The organism is Enterococcus innesii (genome assembly GCF_022846515.1).
GTDB classification, from domain to species: Bacteria; Bacillota; Bacilli; order Lactobacillales; family Enterococcaceae; genus Enterococcus_D; species Enterococcus_D innesii.
On record NZ_AP025635.1, the window covers coordinates 146,958 to 164,869 of the forward strand.

General features: G+C 40.9%; 21 protein-coding genes. 17 read left to right on the plus strand and 4 right to left on the minus strand.

Translation table 11 applies throughout. The features are described from left to right. Window positions 1-59: 59 nt before the first annotated feature. The 8 genes from ENLAB_RS00720 (at window position 60) to ENLAB_RS00755 (ending at window position 6,563) form a co-directional block, all read left to right on the plus strand. Window positions 60-602: a GNAT family N-acetyltransferase gene (locus tag ENLAB_RS00720; RefSeq protein ID WP_244352191.1), complete on the plus strand. Its 543-nt coding sequence runs from the start codon at window positions 60-62 to the stop codon at window positions 600-602. Further along, entirely contained in the window at window positions 595-852 is a 258-nt protein-coding gene (locus ENLAB_RS00725) for a TfoX/Sxy family DNA transformation protein (protein ID WP_074933839.1), read from the plus strand. Before ENLAB_RS00720 ends, ENLAB_RS00725 begins: the two co-directional genes overlap by 8 nt. A 289-nt stretch (window positions 853-1,141) precedes the next feature. After that, window positions 1,142-1,621: a DUF6530 family protein gene (locus ENLAB_RS00730; protein WP_005235941.1), complete on the plus strand. Its 480-nt coding sequence runs from the start codon at window positions 1,142-1,144 to the stop codon at window positions 1,619-1,621. 18 nt (window positions 1,622-1,639) lie between these two features. Further along, a complete protein-coding gene (locus ENLAB_RS00735) occupies window positions 1,640-3,907 on the plus strand; it encodes an AAA family ATPase (RefSeq protein WP_244352193.1) in 2,268 nt (755 codons plus the stop codon). Between the two features lie 125 nt (window positions 3,908-4,032). Next, entirely contained in the window at window positions 4,033-4,455 is a 423-nt protein-coding gene (locus tag ENLAB_RS00740) for a hypothetical protein (RefSeq protein WP_244352194.1), read from the plus strand. 296 nt (window positions 4,456-4,751) lie between these two features. Beyond that, window positions 4,752-5,420, plus strand: coding sequence for a hypothetical protein (locus ENLAB_RS00745; RefSeq protein WP_142424881.1), 669 nt, complete (start codon window positions 4,752-4,754; stop codon window positions 5,418-5,420). Between the two features lie 15 nt (window positions 5,421-5,435). Next, window positions 5,436-6,284 carry a sce7725 family protein gene (locus ENLAB_RS00750; protein WP_244352197.1) on the plus strand — a complete coding sequence of 283 codons (849 nt, stop codon included), beginning with the start codon at window positions 5,436-5,438 and terminating at the stop codon, window positions 6,282-6,284. Between the two features lie 126 nt (window positions 6,285-6,410). Further along, window positions 6,411-6,563, plus strand: coding sequence for a hypothetical protein (locus tag ENLAB_RS00755; protein WP_189372271.1), 153 nt, complete (start codon window positions 6,411-6,413; stop codon window positions 6,561-6,563). A gap of 1,439 nt (window positions 6,564-8,002) precedes the next feature. Here the strand turns inward: ENLAB_RS00755 and ENLAB_RS00760 are convergent. After that, entirely contained in the window at window positions 8,003-8,344 is a 342-nt protein-coding gene (locus ENLAB_RS00760; RefSeq protein WP_244352199.1) for a hypothetical protein, read from the minus strand. A gap of 210 nt (window positions 8,345-8,554) precedes the next feature. Between ENLAB_RS00760 and ENLAB_RS00765 the strand changes: the two genes are divergently transcribed. The 4 genes from ENLAB_RS00765 to ENLAB_RS00780 all read left to right on the plus strand — a co-directional run bounded on the left by ENLAB_RS00765 (window position 8,555) and on the right by ENLAB_RS00780 (window position 9,973). Next, window positions 8,555-8,923: a hypothetical protein gene (locus ENLAB_RS00765; protein WP_016611785.1), complete on the plus strand. Its 369-nt coding sequence runs from the start codon at window positions 8,555-8,557 to the stop codon at window positions 8,921-8,923. A gap of 37 nt (window positions 8,924-8,960) precedes the next feature. Further along, window positions 8,961-9,239 (plus strand): hypothetical protein, encoded by a 279-nt coding sequence (locus ENLAB_RS00770; RefSeq protein ID WP_077453357.1) that lies wholly within the window; start codon window positions 8,961-8,963, stop codon window positions 9,237-9,239. Next, window positions 9,236-9,523 (plus strand): hypothetical protein, encoded by a 288-nt coding sequence (locus ENLAB_RS00775; protein ID WP_005226077.1) that lies wholly within the window; start codon window positions 9,236-9,238, stop codon window positions 9,521-9,523. Before ENLAB_RS00770 ends, ENLAB_RS00775 begins: the two co-directional genes overlap by 4 nt. 96 nt (window positions 9,524-9,619) lie before the next feature. Beyond that, window positions 9,620-9,973, plus strand: a complete 354-nt coding sequence (locus ENLAB_RS00780) for a DUF2200 domain-containing protein (RefSeq protein WP_142425476.1) — start codon at window positions 9,620-9,622, stop codon at window positions 9,971-9,973. Between the two features lie 316 nt (window positions 9,974-10,289). Here ENLAB_RS00780 and rsgA read toward each other — a convergent pair whose 3' ends face one another. Then, a complete protein-coding gene (rsgA, locus tag ENLAB_RS00785; protein ID WP_244352201.1) occupies window positions 10,290-11,231 on the minus strand; it encodes a ribosome small subunit-dependent GTPase A in 942 nt (313 codons plus the stop codon). Window positions 11,232-11,383: 152 nt separating this feature from the next. Next, the gene (gene mgtE, locus ENLAB_RS00790) at window positions 11,384-12,748 is read right to left on the minus strand and encodes a magnesium transporter (RefSeq protein WP_142425474.1); all 1,365 of its coding nucleotides are present in this window, start codon (window positions 12,746-12,748) and stop codon (window positions 11,384-11,386) included. Window positions 12,749-13,156: 408 nt separating this feature from the next. Here mgtE and ENLAB_RS00795 point away from each other — a divergent pair, with 408 nt between their 5' ends. Continuing rightward, complete coding sequence (locus tag ENLAB_RS00795; RefSeq protein WP_244352203.1) at window positions 13,157-14,152, plus strand: DNA/RNA non-specific endonuclease; 996 nt, start codon at window positions 13,157-13,159, stop codon at window positions 14,150-14,152. 32 nt (window positions 14,153-14,184) lie between these two features. Here the strand turns inward: ENLAB_RS00795 and ENLAB_RS00800 are convergent, their stop codons facing one another. After that, entirely contained in the window at window positions 14,185-14,439 is a 255-nt protein-coding gene (locus ENLAB_RS00800; protein WP_077453350.1) for a LexA family protein, read from the minus strand. A gap of 341 nt (window positions 14,440-14,780) precedes the next feature. Here ENLAB_RS00800 and ENLAB_RS00805 point away from each other — a divergent pair, with 341 nt between their 5' ends. The 4 genes from ENLAB_RS00805 (at window position 14,781) to ENLAB_RS00820 (ending at window position 17,338) form a co-directional block, all read left to right on the plus strand. Continuing rightward, entirely contained in the window at window positions 14,781-15,266 is a 486-nt protein-coding gene (locus tag ENLAB_RS00805; protein WP_244352205.1) for an AmiS/UreI family transporter, read from the plus strand. Between the two features lie 294 nt (window positions 15,267-15,560). After that, the gene (locus ENLAB_RS00810) at window positions 15,561-15,953 is read left to right on the plus strand and encodes a hypothetical protein (RefSeq protein WP_244352207.1); all 393 of its coding nucleotides are present in this window, start codon (window positions 15,561-15,563) and stop codon (window positions 15,951-15,953) included. A 61-nt stretch (window positions 15,954-16,014) separates the two neighbouring features. Next, window positions 16,015-16,554, plus strand: a complete 540-nt coding sequence (locus ENLAB_RS00815) for a sigma-70 family RNA polymerase sigma factor (protein ID WP_369522124.1) — start codon at window positions 16,015-16,017, stop codon at window positions 16,552-16,554. Further along, window positions 16,544-17,338 (plus strand): hypothetical protein, encoded by a 795-nt coding sequence (locus ENLAB_RS00820; protein ID WP_140965631.1) that lies wholly within the window; start codon window positions 16,544-16,546, stop codon window positions 17,336-17,338. The genes ENLAB_RS00815 and ENLAB_RS00820 overlap by 11 nt, the downstream gene beginning before the upstream one ends. Window positions 17,339-17,912 lie beyond the last annotated feature (574 nt).

Here is a 17,912-nt window from a genome sequence, read left to right on the forward strand (position 1 = left end):
AAAACACACAAACTCGTACAATAGGATCAAAATGAAGCACTGGCAAAGGAGGCGTTGAAATGAAGTGTTCCTTAAGAAGGTGGCAGATGAGTGATGCAAATAATCTGGCTCGAACTCTAAATAACCAGACAATTCATGGCAATTTACGAGATGGACTCCCCTTTCCTTACACTGTTGCAGATGCACAAGCCTATATTCAATCTGTCGCAAAGGCAGAATTCGCCTTTGCGATCACTGTGGATGATCGAGCTGTGGGGAGTATTAGCGCCCTTCGCAAAGAAAACATCCATTTTAGAACAGATGAGATAGGGTATTACATCGCAGAAGAATATTGGGGAAAAGGCTTGATGACCAAAGCTGTTCAGCAACTATGTGACTATGTATTTACTACATCAACTATCGTTCGTATTTCTGCTGAATCTTTTGCGAAGAATCATTCCTCTTGTCGTGTGTTGGAAAAGGCAGGTTTTACGTTAGAAGGCGTTTTGCGAAAGCATGCGGAGAAAAACCAACAGCTGTTCGACATGAAGCTCTATGCGTTGATTCGTCAAGAGAAAGAGGGGCAAGATGACCACAATCAAAAAGGAGAAACCTATGAATGAACTGCAAAAATTACCAAATGTAGGTCAGGTTTTAGCGGATCACCTGGTTCGTATCGGCATCAATACTCCTGAACAACTACGCACAAAAACGGCCGAAGAGGTTTTTCTAGCTATCCGCCACCAATGTGATGCGGGCGCTTGCTTGCATATGCTCTACGGCATTGAAGGGGCGATCCAAGGCATTCCTAAAGCGCAGCTTACATATCAGAGAAAACAAGCGTTACGCCTTTTTTTCAATCAATTGAGTTAGTGAAGTAATGCGTCATAAAAAAGCACTTTTTAAGAGCGTTTGTTTTTAGATGCTTCTTATCAAGTGCTTTTTTACGACTTGTTTCCTTATTCAGCGAAGACACATTGGTCACATTGGTATTGGTTCCTGAAATCGCCGCAGTCATGGATAGAATCGTTTGCCACTGAAAATCAACTAGACATCTGTCCCTAGCTACTAGAAAAGACCTTTTGCTTGTTCCAGAACAGCTTCCTTATTATACTTACTCTATCTAGTAAATTACTAATTTACTAAACAAGGAGTGAAAATAATGAAAATACCAGAAAACTTGAAGCATAAACCTGTCATTAAAGTAGAAGACTATGATACTGTTGACGGAAAAAATGCGTTACATACAGATGCAAAAGGCCTTTCCCTCGGATTGGCGCAATGGAATGATCGCGGGAAAGTCGATATCTCCGGCAAAGTCTGGCGCCATACTGGTGAAAAATGGTCTCGACAATCCGAAGAATTGCCGCTTACGAGAATTTTGGATTTAGCGATCTTAGTGGCTCAATCCAGTTTGTATTTTCAAGAGGCCTATCGCCATGAAAAGTTTTACGATCCTGAAAATCCTTTGATTGAAATCATTGGCCTACAAGGAAATCGCATGACCGTCGAAGTAGACACCGAAAATCCTAAAATCGATGAAGACATTCTGCTTTTCTATGATTCCTTGCAAAAAGATGGTGAGCTATACGGCGAACGCTTCAAAATCCTGAAACGGCTTTTAGATGAGCTAGGTTATTAAGAAAAGGAGCAGATTGCCATGACACAACATCAACCATCTTTTGTCGTAACGGAAGGACGCGCTTTTAGTAAATTAGAACAAACAATGATTTGGAAAAAAACACAAAGTCATCAGACCAGTGATGAGGAACTACGAATTGCATCAGAGATCGCGCTGAATTGGACGGATCCAGAAATGAAAATTTTCAATGTGTTGCTGGAAGGCGATGCTGGGTCTGGTAAAACACAGTTGGCAAAGGCACTTTCTGCCGACCTGCAACTGCCCTACACCAAAATCACCTGCTTTGCCGATATGGATAAGTCAGATGTGTTTGGTGCTTTATTACCAGTGATCAACACCGACCAAGAAGAGGATAAGGACTTGCTGGATGCGATTTATCAAAGTGATTGTTTTGAAGATGTCTTGGCGTTGATCCAGCGGCATTTTTCCCTGACTCGTGAACGGGCACGGGCAAAATTTGCGGAACTGATCGAGCGGATCGAAACCAGCGATCAGCAACCAACAATTCAATACAAATTTTATCCCTCGGAAATCGTACGGGCGCTGGAAAAAGGTTATTTGCTTGAGATTCAAGAGCCAACGGTCATTCGTGATGCTTCGGTACTAGTGGCCTTAAACTCTGCTCTTGAACAAAACGGAATGCTGAATATTCCCACTGGCTTTGTTCGCCGGCACCCTGACTGTGTCGTAGTCATCACCACGAATCGAAATTACCAAGGCAACCGTCCTTTGAACGAATCCTTGCGAGACCGGATGCAGCATGCTGAAAAAATGGATTTACCTGAGCTGGCAGTCATGGTGCAGCGAGGCATTGCCAAAACCAATTATCCGGACAAAACGACTGCGGAGAAAATGGCTGAGATCATACGCTTGCTAGACGTGACCGCCAAAGCCAATGCCATCAAAGGGGTGGCGGGCATGCGCTCCTATTTTTATTGGCTAAATGCAGTCAAGCAAGGACAAGATCCCTTTACAGCAATTGATAGCAAAGTGCTCTACAAAATCACCACCGATCCAAATGAGCTTGCTCTTTTACAACAGGCGCTAGAAGCTTCAGGGTTATTGGCGCAATTGCGGCTTTTGTTTTCTGGACAACCGTTAAATGCCTTTAAAGAACAAATCAAAGGACGCCGAATCAGCAGCGAAGAGGCGGACCAGCGCAATGTAGTGGAAGAAGGCACGACCGTCCTAAAAAATGAACAAGTCCTTGAGACCCCCAATCAAGAAACTGAGGCGGAAACGATGGAAACCAGTGATTCTGACAAACAAGAAGCGAAAGACGCAGCAACTGAGGCGACGTTTTCAGAAGAACTAGAACGCAATAGTCACGATGGCCAAGCAAAAGCTGGGAGTGAGACACAAGAGACCGCTCCTACTGCTCATTCTTTGTCGATCGAAGCGTATGAAACCCAGGAAAAAGAAAAGAAAACCACGGCATCAAAGGCGGCTCGACAAGCATTAAAAGAATCGATCCATGCCAAAGAAGGGCTGATCGTTCATCGACCACCCGTCGATTTAGAAAAAGCGGCTGAAGCCCAGCAGCGTTTGCAGCCGTTGTTGCCGATCGTAGAGTCATTGATCAAGCAAACCCAAGAAGTTTTGGAAAACGAACAAGCTTCGGCATACAGTAAAGGTAAGTACAGTGGCACACGCTTTGATGCCAGTAAGGTCGCGTATCAAGATTTTCGGACCTTTGACAAGAAGAATCCACCTCACGAACAGCCTTCCTTAGCTCTCGCTTTGCGCATTGATGAATCAGGTTCGATGATTAGAGATGATCGGATACAGTATGCGCAACAGGCGGTCTTAGCGGTGAATGCGTTCGCGGAGCGTTTATCTTTGCCATTGATGATTTATGGCGATACAGCAGATGTGACCGCTCGTGAAAAGACCTCGCTTTTTGCTTACAAAGAATTTAACGAAGGTTTTGAATTTGTGCCAGAGAAACTCATGACAATGAAGCCTCGGCAAAATAACCGTGATGGGGCAGTCTTGCGCGTACTAGCTGAAAAGCTCGCTCATCAGCCGGCAACTACTAAATTACTCTTGAATATCAGTGATGGCCAGCCAAAGGCTCTTCCTGATTATACAGGGGTAAAAGCCAAAGAAGATATTCAGCAGGTGATCGCTGACTACGAACGACAAGGGGTGCTGTTTCTGGCAGCTGCCATTGGCCAAGACAAAGAAGTGATCAAAGCGATTTATGGGGAAGAACGCTTCATTGATCTTTCCAATCTAACAGAATTTCCGCAGCGTTTGTTGCAGCTACTAACTAGGTATTTGTAATAGACAAAAAAGAATGTAGGCCGAGTGCCGCATTCTTTTTTGTCTATAATTATATTATGTAAACAAGATGGTGTTTGTCTAAATTCGGAAAATTCTGTAAAATAGATGCCAAAAGGAGGAGTACTATGGACAAATGGCGTTATTTCTATCCTTACCAGTTTGGCTGGCACGCAGCTCTTCGCAGACGCAGTTTACTAATGAGTGGTTTATTGGCTGTTTTCTTGCTGATTCTTACCATCTTTGCAGAAAATTGGCTGTTGTTTTTTCATGACTGGTTGCAGTATGAATCAAATAACAGCGAAATCCAGACGGATCTCACCTATGCCAGTTGGATTTTCTTCTTGCAATTGTTGCGCGTTGCGTTAGGAATGTTAACATTGGGCTTGATCAGTGCTTTTTTGTGGCAGTGTAACCACATGTATCATTATCACTTGATCGGTGAGGAAGAGCAATCCCTGCATATACGTTTATTATTGGACAAACACCTTTACTGGTCACGTTGGAAGAACTTGTCTTTATCACCATACAAAGCACCGTCATTTATTTAATGGGATTTGTCAGTGGTTTGTGGCTTAGTCAAAAAGCACTGCATGATTTTTTCGGGTTCTTTCATCTTCCGGCAGGCTTTACATTTGAGCTTCCTTTTAAGCGTCTATTCCTAGTTCAACTTAGTGTGCTCTTGTTGCTTGTCGTGTTACGTTTCCGCGGTACAAAGAAGACGGTTGAAGAGATTCTCGTTAACGGATGCCCGAATGGGTGAGGGAATAGGCTGCCTTTATTTCCCTCTTCCAAAATGCGAACATATGTTTTATAATAAGTGAAACAAGACAAAGGTCGTGAAATTGTGAAGACATCCTTAACTTTAGAAATGGAAGAGGCACTTTATTATTATTGTCGTGAAAACAGTGATATTGTGGTAGAAGAGGTAGTCATGCCGGACGATCATGGCATCGTGGATACCTTAAGTTGTCGCTTGACGGCAGAAAACACCTTTGAATGGCGTTGCTATGAACTAAAAGTCAGTTTGGCAGATTTTCGCTCAAAAGCAAAACTATCCTTTATTGGGAATTATAATTATTTTGTCTTACCCAAGGCATTGTATGAAAAAGTCAAAGATCAGATTGCTCCTACAATTGGTGTCTTGGTCTATCATGCGTTTCTTGAAAAAGAAACGGGCAGCAAAGGGTATTTCAGTGTCGAAAAGAAACCCCAACGGCAAGAGCTGCAGGTTCCAGAAAAAGCCTTATTGTTTCGGTTGATTTCGGCACAAGCGCGAGAAGTCGGCAAAGCAAAACAGACTGCTCGAGGATTGCGGGTATTTTCAACAGAACGTTTGTACCAAGAACTGAAGAAACGTCAGCCTGAGTATGACTTGTTCGGTGGTGGAGTGAATTACTACGATCGATTTATCGAAGACACTCAGCTACAAGCGATCGAAGCATTGAAGGAAGAATTGGACGCTACCAGAGCAGCCTATGAAGCGCTGGAAAAACGTTTTTTATCAGGCGAGTAAGAAGGAGAGAAGCAGATGTACTTCCCATATATTCGTGGCAAACAATTTGATTTGTTGGCATTAAAAGCTTTATTGGAACAAGATCGCTTATCAGAAGCGATCCAGCCGATCATTGAACCAGTCAAGCAATCAAAAACGTTCTGGACAACCATCGAATTATTTCAAAAGAAACAACATCCTTTTTATTTGATTCGCAATCCCCAGGCAGGGGCTTTTCTGACGGCAGAAGGGTTATCAGAGTTACAAAATGTTGCTGCCCCTAAAGCAATGATCGTGGATCGTCCCATTGAAACAGTGGAAGAAAAGCCTGACCTTTGGATTGTTCATCAATCGGATCAAGCACTCGCTAGTGATTGGCGGGAAAATACGCTGCCGGTGTTGGTAGGTAAAGAATTTCGATTGTTAAATAAAATCAACGGTCCCAAGCTACTGATGGAAGATTCGTTTACCCGTTTACCCAAAAATAGTTTCTATACAGAATGTTTGGACGAAGGATTTTCAAATGCCCATCACAGTTATCAAAAATTGGGCTACGCGGGTTTTAGTGATTTTTCTGTCGATAGCAAAATTTATTATGAGCACAGTTATCCTTCAAAGCGGTTGGTTTTGCATTGGATTTATCCAACAACTGAGCAAGCATTGCGTATCGCTCACTTATTTTCTGAGGAAGAATTACCAAACCAGAAAGAAAAGTTTTTCCAAGTCATGGAGGCTTTATTGCAGCACGAAGAGCAACATCCTACCCAAACCGCTGGGCTACAGCTATTAGTTGCTGCTTATCAGCAAGGCTCATTTCCAGGCATGGGGGTTATCCGAAAAGCTGCCGTTATGAATCACTTGGAGCTCGTCAGTCGACTTATTTAGTTTCTATAAGATACGATTGTAGGTTCTCAGTCAGATCCTGCCACTTTAGTTAATCGTACAAATTGCCTTGATTGCACCATATGATTTCAGGATAGCGATAAAATCAGGGAAAAGGAGTTGGCACTTATGGGAACAAAAGATAGAGAATATTATCGAAACGAAGTAAAAAAATCTGAAAAAAACAAGAAAAACCTGCTTATTCAACGTTTAAATCAACTAGCATTTGTTTTGGTCGTTTCGATCATTGTTCTTTTGGCGATCCTGTATTACATAGTTTGAAACTTTTCGTAGCTGTCATTACATTATCGGCGGCAATAGGAAGAAATTGTACTTAAATGACTGTGATCCCTTGATTAGGACTCGCTATGGGAATCTGATCCGTTAGGTGAAAACTGAACGCAACGAAACTTTTCTTGTTTATCGTTGCTGGTTTATCTGTGATCAAGATTCCCATAGGCTATATAGTTAGAACAAATTTGCTGGGTTATGTACGAATCATTACGAGTCATTTCTGATAAGATCGTGAACAACGATTCATTGAGTGATTCATTGAGATTGGCCAGCAGCTGCAAACAAAGTTTGAATTCAAAGATTCAAGGATCAACAAGATTAAATATAAACGTTGCATTTCGTTTCCCTCGTAGAAGAAACAAAAATCAAAAAACTATCGCTCAAATGAGCATTTATTTTTATTATGCTGCCAATTCGCTGAATTTGAAGGAAATAATCATGAATAAGAGGGAGGAGAGTCGTAAAATTACCAGTTAAATACGGTGTTCGAAAAATTTTATATTCTAGTTTACATAATATATATTATACAAAGATGTATCTGAAAAAGAGTTCGTGCCATTCTAGACAGCTCATATCAATTCTGCATCATTTTACCTCCCTCCGAATAACTTTTATTAGTAAATTGTCATTAATTCACCTGATATTCAACTAAAACCAAGAATTTCTTATTATACAAGTTTTTTTATTCTTTTTTTGATTTGCTGCTCAACAGATTGATAACTGTCTTGTAGCAAGTTACTTGCGGATTCGTCTTTTTTATCTCAGCAAATACAGATTCAAGCTATCAGCCTTGATTCACGAACCAATCGGTTTGATTGTATGCTATAATCATTTTGAAAATCTTTGAGCTTTTACCTAGAACTTTATTCATATATAGCCAATCCGTTTCAAAGTTCTTATACAGGTGCTTAGACGTTGCAACTGCTAACACATATCTATTACATGATTTGATAAAAAAGAACCCTAAAGTCATGTAGATAAATTGGGTACTTTTGTTATTTCATATAATTGTAATGTTCATAGGTCATCATAAACGTCCATATTTTGCTAAAAAAGTCTGAATAAAGCGCCGTTGATCATTCTTTGGAAAAATAGAATCATTTGCCAATAAGATCAAACCTGCTGCTGTCCACTAGCTTTTCGATGGCTAGTGAATGGATTTTGCTTTAAAGTGCCGCTAGTTAGGATAAAATACATAAGGTTCGGATTGATCCAAAAGCAATTATTCTAACGATTCAACGCCCCTTCTCCTTTCTAAACCTCTTTATCAGCTGATACAAATTCAAAATTAAAAACAGAAAACCAATTGTTGCTGCCCATTAGCTGCAACAAGTACGGAACAGAATGTATCCTATTACGTATTGAATTTGCTTTGTGTTTGATTGACCAATTGATAGCCAATACAATGGACGTAGCTGTAGATTTTCCTAATACGGGTTGTGAAACCCTATCAAATAGTGCAGAGCTAAATACCCGAAAATCATAAAGCCAAACGACGAAGTCACGATCCGTCCCCACCGTGGGATTTCTTTGATAAATAAACCCAGCATACATATCAATAAGGGGAACGAATAATTAAACAGTAAATCGCTGCTGATATTTTGGTTAAGAGGATCCTTCATTATTTTATCATTTAAGCCCCAACTTATGCCGACGATCATAAACATAAGCGCCAGAATAGTCAATCGCTTGCGATCAAAAAGCCACTGTTCTTTATCCTGTCTATTTGCAAGGTATATTGTAAGTATGACCACCACTAATCCAGACATCATATTCCCTTCTCCCCAGCTGCTTTTCTTAAAAGTTGATTGTTGCATTCGAGTGAATTATAGCAGATATAGTATAAAAAAACGACCTACCTTTACTTCCTTATCTGCTGGGCTTTGCAAGGGTTCCATAGAAGAATCAGAAATTTAAAAATCTGTTCGCTTTACAAATGAGAACGTATGTTTGTATTATATAGATAAGAGGTGATTGCTATGGGTATGCTGCAACCATATGAAGATCGAAAAAAGCTAAAGTGGCAAGGATTCTTTTTATCTGAGCATACAACTGAAATTGAAGAAGAGCCGACACGTAAATTTGATTGTCCACCTAAGCCGTCACTCACAACGGAAGAAATCAATCAGTGTTTATTTGAAGCCATGAAAAAGAACCTAACTGTGGCGATCCAACGAGAAGAAGTCAATGAAGAAGGCGGCTATCCTCCAGATATTATCGGGAAAATCAGTGGTTATGATCCATTAGGTATTTACTTGACGGGAGAAACAACAGAAAAAATCCATTATGATGAGATTCGTCATGTTGCTTTTTATGAAGAGAAAAAATGGTTTGATCTCAACGAATGATGCCGCTTTTTACTACTTACTAAAGGAGGAACACCTGATGCAAACACAAAAAGGCACTGTCTCAAAAATAAGGATCGTTTCCTTTGCCCCCTCCCCTTTGGTCCGCTTTACACTAGGTACCACCAACTGTTTGATTGCGAAACACAGTTTGAACTTTTTAGGGGATGTTGATGACGGCATGTTTCTAACTGTAGGTGGCTATTGGAATAAGCGCCACCAATTCGTGGTGCAAAAGTATACGGTGTACGGCAAAACAAAAATCATGTTGGATATCGATGCCTATCGACAAAAAACAGTAAAGGCGGGTTCATTATGAGAGCAAGAGACCTCTTAACAGCACTGACAACGTCATCGAGTGCAGCGGATTACCAAGGAATTTATTTAACGTACAAAGAAAACCTGATTCCTTTTACGACGATCGCTCAAGATAGCCATAACCAATTGATTTTATTTTTCGAACCAAAAAAGCCTGCTCTGACGCTGAAAGAATTATATACACAGCTAATGCTGCATAAGAATTTGGACTTGCTCTATTGGGATGGCGAGTCACGTCAAAAAGTACTAGGGTTTCGTGAACAAGAAGAAAAGATCATTCTTTAGTCCCCTCGCCTATTTTTGGCACACAACAAGTGTCGAAAATCTCGGCAAAACGAAGAAAATAAAGTATACTTTGTGTAAAGACTAAAGGAGCATATCATGAAAAATCAAAAGATCACCCAAATGAGTTTCGCGAAAGTCTATCCCCTATATATTGCCAAAGCAGAGCGGAAAAATCGAACAAAAGAAGAAGTGGATCAGATTATTACGTGGCTAACTGGTTATGACCAAGAAACGCTGCAACAGATGAATGAGGAGCTTTCTTTTGAAACCTTTTTTAGTCAAGCCCCACAGCTCAATCCAGCGCGAAAACAGATCACTGGTGTCATTTGTGGGATTCGGATAGAAGAGATCGAAGAGCCAATGGTTCAAGAAATTCGTTATCTAGATAAACTAATTGATGAACTGGCGAAAGGAAAAGCCATGACGAAAATTTTGCGCTCTGTCGAATGACCCCCTCTTTTTTCAAGTTGTCATTTGCAGATCAACCCTTTATACTGGAAAGTACCTTGGCAGGGGCAAATCATTGCTCAAAACACAGTGGGAAATCACCCCACTGTGTTTTTTATGCTGCGCTTCTTGACGACAGCTTGTAACCAGCTAGGCAACCTTAGCTTAGTTCAACCACTTAGCATGTAGTGCCCTTTGGAATTGGCCGACTTTTTCGTGAAAACATAAGGACATTGTCTATGGCTCTCTTCTTCTCCACTTAACCAGACTCTCTAGAAACGCACAAAAAAGCACTCCCAAATGAAAGGAGTGCTCATTGTTACTTTTTCAATTCTTTGATCTGTTCTTTTCGCTTCAAATACGCCAGTTCTTTTTCCATTTTACGGTAGCGGGCGAAGGCGTCTTCTGAAAGCTCACCGGCAGCAATGGCTGCTTTGACCGCGCACTTCGGTTCTGTTTCATGACGACAGTCTCGGAAGAAACAACCTTCAGCATACTGGCTGATCGCTTCAAAGGATTGGTCGATCGAAGCTGAGCGGACGGTACTGATGCCAACTTCCCGCATACCAGGAGTATCGATGATCATTGCGCCAGAGGGCAAAGTGAATAACTGACGACTCGTCGTCGTGTGTCGTCCTCGACTATCCTCTCGTATGTCATTGGTTTTTTGAACGTCTTGCGCCATAAGCTGATTTAATAAGCTGGACTTCCCGACCCCAGATGAACCGATAAATGCGCTGATCTGTCCGTCAGAAAAATACGTTTCCATCAGCAATTCGTTTGGTTCAAAAATGGACGTAGTAAATGTTTTCACACCAAATGCATCGTTTAAGGCTTGCAGCAGCTCTGCTTTTTCATCAGCTGTGACTTGATCGGCTTTGGTCAAGAGAATCACCGGATTAGCCCCGCTGTCCCAAGCGATCGTGACAAAGCGCTCTAACCGAGCGAAATTGAATTCTTCATTGGCGCTAGTTGCAATAAAAACCGTGTCGATATTCGCCGCGATCCCTTGTTCATCCGTCCGATTTCCGGCTACTTTTCGTTGTAAAAAACTCTTTCGTGGGAGCAAAGCATCAATCAAGAAATGATCTTGATCATACACCTGCCCTTGTACAAAATCACCAACAATAGGATAATCCTTGGGTGCTAGTGCCTGCTGGCGAAATTTTCCTGTAACTGTTGCTAAACATTCTTCTCCTGTAGTCAAGCGGACTTTTGCGATATCTTTGGCCTGAAAGACCACAATTCCTTGTTTTTCCATGATTTCCCTCCAGTTAGTTAGGAGGCCGCACTTAAAAAGAGAAACCTCCGAGTTGATGATGCTTCATTTGATTTGTCATAAGACATTTCCCCTTTCTATTTTGTGCTCATCATGTGATGTCGCTTTATTATACCATCGGAACGGACGGATGGCTAAAGTAAATGTCCCAAGAGAGCATTTACAGAAACAAAGTAGATAAACAAGCCGGCAATATCTTTGATTGAGGTAATAATGGGTGCCGAACCGGCTGCTTGGTCGATGTTCAGTTTAATAAGTACAAACGGAACTAAGAAACCAAGTGCTGCGGCTAAGGTCATGGCAAAAACTAACGAAACACCAACAGCCACACCTAACATTGGGATCCCTTGCCATAGTGAAGCGGCGGTGCCGGAGATGATCCCTACGATCAAACCTAGACTCAAGCCAATCCAAACCTCTTTAAAGAAATGGCGGGTGAAGGTCGAAAGATCAATATGCCCTAATGACATCCCGCGAACAAAAACAGTTGAGGACTGTGTTCCAACGTTCCCCCCCATATCCATGATCAAAGGAATAAAGATTGCAACAGCTGCCACCGATTCCAATGTTTGTTCAAATTCATCAATGACTACCCCAGCTAAAAGACCAGCAACCAAAGTGATCACTAAAAACGGCAATCGGACTTTCCAAATTTGCCAAAGGCTGCCGTTGATCAGAACATTACTACGGTCTGCTTCATTAGAAGCAACATCGACTAAACCTGCGGCATTAAACATGTCTTCCGTCGTTTCTTGCTCGATGACATCGATGGCGTCATCGACAGTGATGATCCCAACGATTCGTGATTCCTTGTCTACGACTGGTAGCGCAATGATATCTAGTTCATTTAGCAAACGTGCCGCTTCTTCTTGGTCCGTGTCAGTAGTCACATAGATTACTTTTCGTGACATGATTTCACTGATGAGTTGCTCCCCTTGTGCCATCAAGAGATCTTTCAGTGACAAGACCCCTTCTAAGGTTTTCGTTTGGTCAGTCACATAAAGCGTATAAATCGTTTCTTTTTCTTTGGCTTGCATCCGCACTTTTTCTAACGCTTGATTGACTGTCATGTCTTTTTTCAGTGTGATGAATTCCGGTGTCATTAAACGGCCAGCAGTCTCAGCTTCATATCCTAATAAGAGGTTTGTCGCGGCTCGTTCATCAGGTGCCAACGATTGTAAAAGTTTTTGCGTGACGGTGGCTGGCAACTCATCCAAGAGCCTTACACGGACATCGGGGGCCATTTCGTTTACAAATTCGGTTGCTCGCTCATCGGTGAAAGAGCGTAACAAGTGTTGTTGTGTGGCTGGTGTCAAATCTTCAAATAGGATAAGGGCTTTATCTTTCGGTAATAGTCGGAAAACGATCACTTTTTCATCCGCGGATAAATTACTGAACAATTGTAACAGCGGCAGCTCTTCCATTCCTGATACGAGTTTTTTTAATTTTTCAGAGTCTTTCTTATTTAAATAATGTAAGATAGTTTCTTGCTGGTTCATGGGATACACTCCTTCTCCTATAATTTTGTCCAAAGAAAGAAAGGAAATCGTTCAGAAAATTGTCCGGATTTCTTTCGTTTGAAGGTTGTCTGCTAGACAGCTGAAATTTCGTTCCGCAGCTGGAGATACCTGTTATTAAAACAAGCACCAAAGGGATAGAGCAGCAACTTTACTCATTATATCACATAGTTTTTTTAAAACCTGAAAAATATGGCTTGCAGACGAAAAATTTTATTCGAATATATTCCCTTTGTAAGGAGCGTTGATTGGAAACAATCAAGAGTAAAAACAAAAACAGCAGGAAAGCTCTGTAAAACGCTCCATGCAAATGGTATGATGAATGGGTTGCAGTTTTTTTACTCCCCGTTTATGCTAACTATACATCAATGAAAAGAGAGGCAAAAAAAGATGGCAAAGAAAAAAACATTTATCGGATCGGTCACTGCGCTTCTCGCACTCGCAGCAGTTGGCTTTGGTTTCCTACAAAATAATGAGCTATTCCCAAACCATAACACACCATCATCAGAGGTGACTGCCACTTCTGCTAAGGATATTCGTGCAGATGAACTAGCACAGTTAACGTACCAAGGCACCCAAACGATTGAAGTCAATCAGAACATCCCTGAGTTTTCAGAAGATGATCTTTCACTTGAAAATGGTGCCTGGGAAGCATACGGCGACCTTGACCACCTCAATCGTGCGACCTCTGCTGAAGCAATGTTGAATCAATCCTTGATGCCAACGGAAAAGCGTGGCGATATCTCTAGTGTGAAACCAACGGGCTGGCGTAATAAGCAACTCCCCAATGGAAAATATTTATATAATCGGACCCATTTGATTGGGTTTGCTTTAGCTGGCGAAAATGCAAACTGGAAGAATTTGATCACAGGAACTAGTCAGTTGAACAATCCCGAGATGTTGCGCTTAGAAATGGATATCAACTATTATCTCAAGCAAGATAAAAAGCATTATGTCCGATATTCCGTCACTCCGATCTATCGCGAAGACGAACTGGTTGCTCGTGGTGTCCAGATGCAAGCAAAATCCATTGGTGATGACACGATCCAATTTAACTGCTATATCTTTAACATCCAAGACGGCGTCACGATCAACTATGCGGATGGTACCAGCGAGATTTCAAGCGAAGAAATGCCACAATCGGAGAAGGATGCTTCAAATAGTGAAAAAACCACAGCTTCGACTTCTGCCGGCAATAAAAGCAATGAAGCGGATGAGAAACAGAAACAATATGTCGATGAACAAGGCAACGGTTTAATTAAAGGGTCAAAAAGTGGCATCTATCATTTGCCAGGATCTAAATACTACGAGGATACTACCAACCCGAAAGAATGGTTCAAAACGATCGCTGAAGCGGAAGCTGCCGGCTACCGTGCACCAAAATAAAAAAGCCTTAGGTTTTTTATTTTGGTGTTTATTTATTCTTCATTGCCTTGCGCTTGCCGCAACGCTTTGACATAGGCCTTCCCTTCATCTGTAAAACGTACCGAGCGTGACTTATAACGGTAAGCTCGGTAAATCAGGCCTCTTTTTTCAAGACGCAATAAATGACGATAAACCAAAGAAGTTGTTTTTATCTCTTCATTGGCACAGATTTCCCGTATGGTAGGTGCACAACCCTGTTCTTGCATATAGTCGTCAATAAAAAGTAAAATTCGGTCTTTTCTCGGCATAATTCCTCCTTTCCACGAAGCAGTCCTCGCTGCTGCAAATTTGTAAAAACTGATAAACCACTGCTTCGTCTGCTTTTTGTCCGATCAATACACTGAAAATCTATTGATGCTGTCTCTTTTCCCATTCTTTCAACGAGTAAAAGTTCTTATTATACGCTGAAATTTTCCCCTTATCGAGAAAAGCATCGGCAAGCAACACTCTTTGCTATTGATTTTATCAAATTTAACAGCAAATAATAGCAGATTTACCGACTATTTTTATTTTTATTGACACAAAAGCAAATAGAGCTATTATTTTTTCTTAGAATTTGTTATTCTAAATTTAATTAAAGGAGGATTTTATGTTAGGAATTGGCTTATTTTTCGTAGGAATCACCTTGATAATCAATGGTTGGGGCAGCTTGCTTCACATTGACTATCGCTCACTTGCTTTAATCAATCTTTTTACAGGTTCGTTATCTTTTATTATCAATCTAGTCTATATGCTTCAAGGCGCTTATTATGAAGCAGGCACTGGCTTTCTCTTTGCATTCACGTATTTGTTGGTAGGGATCATTTACCTCTTTGATTTAGATCTACGTATTTATGGGATTTTTGCGCTATTCGTAGCCATCAATACCTTGCCATTTGCCTGGGTTTCTGGGCGACGGGAGCAAGATCCCCTTTTTGCACTGATTTGGTTAACATGGGGAGCATTATGGTTTTGCGGCTTTTTAGACACAATCGTAAAGGTAAACTTTGGTCGTAAGATTCATTATTTTGCGATTGCTTGCGGTATCTTCACTACGTGGGTCCCGGGTTTGCTGATGCTATTAGATCTCTATTAAAAAAAGAGTGATTATCTCAATGATAATCGCTCTTTTTTTTAGTAGGAAAACTGTTTTTTTCTAAAAAGTGTTCAATCTCCTGCATCGCTTTCTGAGGACCATTTGGCAGGAGCAAAAAGAATCGTTAGCATGAAATCCTCCTCATGTATCGAGTCCATCCACTCGTTTCTTTCAAGTATACTAAAAGTAGGCACATGTAGGAGAAGTTTTTTTTACAGACTTTCTCGTTCATCTTTTTACATTATTTAACTAAAAATTTGCTATAATAAAGAAAACCTTTCAAGGAGTAAACCAATGCGAAAAAAAATATCTTCCTTGCGGCTTAGTACATTCTCAAGCGGGCTGATTCTCTTTGCTTTCTTTTTCTTGATTCAACAATTGAGGGAAATGGTTGTTTCTGGCTTTGCACTTCTGCCTTCGCTGGCATTCATCCAAATTCTCTTGATGATCCTTTCAACCTTTCACATTAGCAAGTTTGTTAAAAAACGCTCGTGGCGGCAAGTGCTTTTTGGCAGCTACTTATTGATCATCGGTTCGCTGTTTTCTTTCTGGCTAGCAAATAATCCAATGGAGCTGCAAGCAGTCACTCTTTATATGATTGGTGCTTTTTTTGGCGGCATTCTTTGGGAGTATTTAGCACAGCGCTTGGCAACAGATCTTCTGGCCAAAGAACATAAACCTCGTTAACAGAGGTTTTTTTCTTTTTCTGATAGAAAAGGCAAAAATTCTTCGTATATAGTGTGAAGGGGTGAAAAAGGTGCAGGATGAAGAAATCATTGAACGAATCAAAAAGAAAGACTATGCCGGCTTAGAAGAACTGTTAGTGGTTTATGGTGATAGCATGCTGAGGACGATTCATAGTGTCCTCTCGCAACCGCATGAAGTGAGCGAGCGACAAGATGTAGCGAACGAAGTTTTTTACGAGGTTTGGCAAAAGATTGCTGCGTACCAACCAGAAAGAAGTCGTTTGATTACGTGGCTGCTTTTGATTAGTCGCAGTCGTGCGATTGACCACAAGCGGAAGCTGAACAAACGCTCGCTGGAAGAAAAGCCGGTTGATGAGCAGGAACTAGCGATCGAAGATTCACCTTTGACAAAGGAAAACTTTTTGGGTTTTATTGAAGACCTTGAAGCCCTCGATCAAAGGATCTTTCTGCTCTACTATTTTTATCAGGAATCACCCGAAACCATCGCAGAACAGACGGACTTAAATATCTCAGCAATTTACAATCGTCTTTCCCGTGGCCGCAAACGCTTAAAAGAAAGGATGACTATCGATGGATTTTAAACAGTTAGTTTTAAATGAAAATAAACCACTGACAAAAGTATCTGAACAAGAAAAAGCAACAACCTTCGAGCTGTCCAAACAATATGTTTTCTTGCAAGATCTATTAGAGGAGCTTCGGACGCTTTTAGCAAAAGACGAAACGATTCTTGGCTATCTGCCCTTGACGCCAGATGGAAACCTCGCCTTCGCCAATCAAGGGCTTGGCGCCTATGCCTATGCAACAACCGAAAAAGCAAAAGCATACCGTGACATCTTTCATGACACCCGTGGCAATCGTTTGTTGGTTTTCACAGAGACCCGAATGCTTTTTTTGGTCATCATCGACTATCTAGAAAGCAACACCTATTTCAGTTACCCCTATGAGACCATCAAAGCCTTCACCATCAAGCCAAGAAAGCTGATGAAGCATGAATCGCCAGATGATAAAGAGCAATTCCATTGGGGCTATTTCGACTTTCAAGCGGGGACGAACATATTCTCAGAAGTGCTGACAAAAAAAGACTACGAGTTATTTACGTCCTATCATGAATCCATTCCTGCACTCAAGAAAATTCCGATTCAAAACAAAATTTACCGAGCAGCGAAATATCAGTATTTCTTGAGTAATTGGCATTTCAGTTTTCGCTTAATGACCATTTTCAACCTGCTCTTCCTGCTGCTGTTTGTATTAATGATTCTCGGATTTTTCTTACACTTTGGGCCACTGAAAGGATTTTATTATAAGGATCTATTGGACATAGGTATGGTCATTTCTCTTTTTTATAGTAAGAACATCTTGCCATAAAAAAGACTGCCGTTCCTTCCTAATCATTTCTTTACTATCAATTGAATAAAGCACCAGATTTTCTACGAAAAAGCACCTCTTGTAGCATTCATTTTCACTTGAATCCTGCAAGAGGTGCTTTTTTCTCGACCTATTGGGACATTCCTAATCGCTCGATTTTCATTTCCTTTTGAAATTCTCAGATTTCTTGTGAACTTTTCAGAAGACTCCACTCATAATTTCATACGTGCCTAATGGGATTATTTTTTCATTCACGCTTGCTTTTTAGGAAGAAACGTTATGATGATTTTACTTGCTAGGAGGTGTGAAAAATCGAACTTATCGGACATCTGATCTTCTGGGTCCCATTCTGTCTTTTTCTAGTGATTGGATCGTTTTTCATACAATGGCGGAAACGTTTCGTTTCAACCCTTATTGCAGCGATCCCGTTTCTCTTTTTTATGATAAAAATATTCAATTATCGGCATTATGAGCCGGATTTTATTTTCATCATCTATTTGATCGGACTCTTCTTGTCATCGATCGTACTAATCATTGCGGTACGCCGGCTTTCAAAGAAAGCCTGAAAATCTAC

Excerpts from the sequence above, each read along its gene's own strand:
- mgtE (WP_142425474.1), bottom strand. The coding sequence starts at position 12,748 with ATGAACCAGCAAGAAACTATCTTACATTATTTAAATAAGAAAGACTCT.
- ENLAB_RS00800 (WP_077453350.1), bottom strand. The coding sequence starts at position 14,439 with ATGCCGAGAAAAGACCGAATTTTACTTTTTATTGACGACTATATGCAA.
- ENLAB_RS00725 (WP_074933839.1), top strand. The coding sequence starts at position 595 with ATGAATGAACTGCAAAAATTACCAAATGTAGGTCAGGTTTTAGCGGAT.
- ENLAB_RS00735 (WP_244352193.1), top strand. The coding sequence starts at position 1,640 with ATGACACAACATCAACCATCTTTTGTCGTAACGGAAGGACGCGCTTTT.
- ENLAB_RS00795 (WP_244352203.1), top strand. The coding sequence starts at position 13,157 with ATGGCAAAGAAAAAAACATTTATCGGATCGGTCACTGCGCTTCTCGCA.
- ENLAB_RS00820 (WP_140965631.1), top strand. The coding sequence starts at position 16,544 with ATGGATTTTAAACAGTTAGTTTTAAATGAAAATAAACCACTGACAAAA.
- ENLAB_RS00775 (WP_005226077.1), top strand. The coding sequence starts at position 9,236 with ATGAGAGCAAGAGACCTCTTAACAGCACTGACAACGTCATCGAGTGCA.
- ENLAB_RS00740 (WP_244352194.1), top strand. The coding sequence starts at position 4,033 with ATGGACAAATGGCGTTATTTCTATCCTTACCAGTTTGGCTGGCACGCA.
- ENLAB_RS00765 (WP_016611785.1), top strand. The coding sequence starts at position 8,555 with ATGGGTATGCTGCAACCATATGAAGATCGAAAAAAGCTAAAGTGGCAA.
- ENLAB_RS00755 (WP_189372271.1), top strand. The coding sequence starts at position 6,411 with ATGGGAACAAAAGATAGAGAATATTATCGAAACGAAGTAAAAAAATCT.
- ENLAB_RS00720 (WP_244352191.1), top strand. The coding sequence starts at position 60 with ATGAAGTGTTCCTTAAGAAGGTGGCAGATGAGTGATGCAAATAATCTG.
- ENLAB_RS00805 (WP_244352205.1), top strand. The coding sequence starts at position 14,781 with ATGTTAGGAATTGGCTTATTTTTCGTAGGAATCACCTTGATAATCAAT.
- ENLAB_RS00730 (WP_005235941.1), top strand. The coding sequence starts at position 1,142 with ATGAAAATACCAGAAAACTTGAAGCATAAACCTGTCATTAAAGTAGAA.
- ENLAB_RS00760 (WP_244352199.1), bottom strand. The coding sequence starts at position 8,344 with ATGTCTGGATTAGTGGTGGTCATACTTACAATATACCTTGCAAATAGA.
- rsgA (WP_244352201.1), bottom strand. The coding sequence starts at position 11,231 with ATGGAAAAACAAGGAATTGTGGTCTTTCAGGCCAAAGATATCGCAAAA.
- ENLAB_RS00810 (WP_244352207.1), top strand. The coding sequence starts at position 15,561 with ATGCGAAAAAAAATATCTTCCTTGCGGCTTAGTACATTCTCAAGCGGG.
- ENLAB_RS00780 (WP_142425476.1), top strand. The coding sequence starts at position 9,620 with ATGAAAAATCAAAAGATCACCCAAATGAGTTTCGCGAAAGTCTATCCC.
- ENLAB_RS00750 (WP_244352197.1), top strand. The coding sequence starts at position 5,436 with ATGTACTTCCCATATATTCGTGGCAAACAATTTGATTTGTTGGCATTA.
- ENLAB_RS00770 (WP_077453357.1), top strand. The coding sequence starts at position 8,961 with ATGCAAACACAAAAAGGCACTGTCTCAAAAATAAGGATCGTTTCCTTT.